The organism is uncultured Shewanella sp. (genome assembly GCF_947501665.1).
In the GTDB taxonomy this organism is placed as follows: Bacteria; Pseudomonadota; Gammaproteobacteria; order Enterobacterales; family Shewanellaceae; genus Shewanella.
This window is the reverse complement of record NZ_CANMWS010000073.1, coordinates 1-1,272: the sequence shown is the minus strand read 5'-3', so window position 1 is coordinate 1,272 and position 1,272 is coordinate 1. Positions and strand designations below refer to the sequence as shown.

Annotated in this window: 1 protein-coding gene; it reads right to left on the bottom strand. The window is 33.6% G+C overall.

All coding sequences use genetic code 11. From position 1 onward, the window contains the following. Positions 1 to 236 precede the first annotated feature (236 nt). Positions 237 to 1,115, bottom strand: a complete 879-nt coding sequence (locus Q0976_RS23940) for a hypothetical protein (RefSeq protein ID WP_299497375.1) — start codon at positions 1,113 to 1,115, stop codon at positions 237 to 239. Between the last annotated feature and the right edge of the window lie 157 nt (positions 1,116 to 1,272).

Here is a 1,272-nt window from a genome sequence, read left to right as displayed (position 1 = left end):
GAGCCTTATCACTGGTAGATAAATGGGATGTCGTTGAACCCATACTGTGGGTATAGCGGCTGGGAGCTAATTTCTTTTTGTATCATTAACTTTAGCATCAAAGATGAGCGTCATTCTTCATTGTAACTTTAAACCACAATGGTAAGTATGAAGTCCAATGGATTATCTAACACAGCGTAAGCAAGAGGCTTTTACTACATTTTTTAAATCATAACTTTATGATATATTCATGGCCATTAGACATATTTGTTAACATACTTTTCATCGAATGCATATTGCTTACCAGTGTTAAGCTGGTTCTGCTCTACATAATTGGTTCTAACACTATCATGACGATTACGGCCATAAGTCCCAATGTATTTAGAATCAATTGGCAGGTAATCATACCCTCCTAATTCGTTCTTTATTTTTACAAAGTTATCGGGTTTGACGTCCCAAGCCTGAAAACCTGCATTTCTAAGTTCTTGTAAGGCTGATTCAGGTATTTTCTCATAAGGTTTATTTACTACTATTCCACCGTGTTTTTTCGTGTATTGTAGGTTTTCAGAGTTTTGAATGACTTTAAATGTTGAAATTGTCATTTTTTCGCCTGAAATGTCTTTAGCTTGCCTTACTTCATTTGTTGCTAAATGAGCATACTTACCACCATAAAAATTAGGGTTAGAGTAAATATCATTTAACCTTAAACTAGTATTTGCAATACCAACATCTCGTCCATTGGTTCTTTTTTTTGTTACTTTATATCCGTTACCCTCTGAATCAATATAAACATCTCTGTTAGCACCCTCTGAAAAAGTTACTCCATCTTTGTTTTTGATGTCACTGAGGTTTATGGTTGTGTTATCATTGATCATGCGAGTTAGTTGCTGGGCTCTCGTTTCAGTGGCACTTTCTCCACTAGTGGACATTCTTCCAAAAAAGTCTTTTATTGCAATTAATGGTCTAAGTAGATTTTCACCTATACCAGAATACTGTCTATCGACAGTGAATTCACCATCTTCATCAAGATTAACGGTGTAGGTTCGATCGTTAAAAATTATCTGGTTTGTTGTCTTTAACTGTTCAAATTGCTTGTTATCTATTTGCTGTATTTGTTTAATATTTATTGTGTTCATAGGGTTGACCTAAAACTAAAGTGTTAAGCTCTCCGCCAAAATATCAGATTGATTTAAACTTATGCACTAAATTAAAAATCTTATTCATATTTCCATATTAAATTAAAATCTGAATTTATGTGTGTTCTATTTTTTGGTTTTGGGTGCTTATAAAGTT

Coding starts and splice junctions, on each gene's coding strand:
- Q0976_RS23940 (WP_299497375.1), bottom strand. CDS start 1,115: ATGAACACAATAAATATTAAACAAATACAGCAAATAGATAACAAGCAA.